At 60.4% G+C, this 831-nt stretch carries 1 protein-coding gene; it reads left to right on the top strand.

Going from position 1 to position 831, the window contains the following annotated elements; genetic code table 11:
* Window positions 1-613: 613 nt before the first annotated feature.
* A partial coding sequence (locus AC1DWF_RS33385; protein WP_476842788.1) for a helix-turn-helix domain-containing protein occupies window positions 614-831 on the top strand: 218 nt, incomplete at its 3' end.

The following is an 831-nucleotide window of genomic DNA, read 5'->3' as shown; positions in this document are numbered from 1 at the left end:
GAGTGTGACTGGCAGTAAATGCGATGCATTCGCAACGTGCTGAAAAAGCCGGGATAAGTCTGTTCGTCATAACATTTGGTGCTTGCTGAATGCCGAGYGAACTTTAGGGTTTCCCCAACTTGGGAGAGTTGGATGCCGGAACTAAGTCCGATGATCGAAACRGCCTTGCGYCGYGAAGCTAAATCCTCCGCCGACGYGCCATWGCGTTCGASATTGACCGCCTGSTCCMAGAGCGCGGGCCCGATGACGGTSGRTGAACTSGTYGMGCATTTCCGCGMGCTTTTTGGRWCCGACGGSGAYGTGCKCASCAAGGCCGAAGCYCTTMGACTGACCCAACTCTCGAGAGCCTGAGCGCGGGCCAGGCAACAGCGGCCCGCCAAGGATGTCCGGCGTACGGACACTCTCTCGCCGTCATCGCGAAGCGCGAGTCGCGCTTGCTCCCGCTCGCCCCTCGCCGCGATCGCCCGCCCCACCCCGCAAGGCGCGGGACGCATTCATGCACAGGATCGAAACCGCGAATGCAAACTTTTACCTCACGCTTGATCCCGAAATTGCAAGAAATCCCCGGGTAACTCGCTGACGTCCCCGCTCGGCTGAGAATGAGAACCCGCCGATGCCCCCATCCGACACCCKWTCCAATCGCTCGCCGACATCCGCCGATAGCGACGTCGGTCGTAGGATCAAGCAGATCCGAATTTTYAAAGACATCAGCCAAAAGCGGCTKGCYGGACTTATCGGCGTYACGGGCGCACAGCTCCACCGCTATGAGACGGGAGRCACCCGTATCGCGGCCAGTCGCCTCATGGCGATTGCGAACGCGCTGGGTGTCTC

The organism is Aminobacter sp. P4_D5 (assembly GCF_056401815.1).
This window is presented reverse-complemented; position numbering and strand designations above follow the sequence as displayed.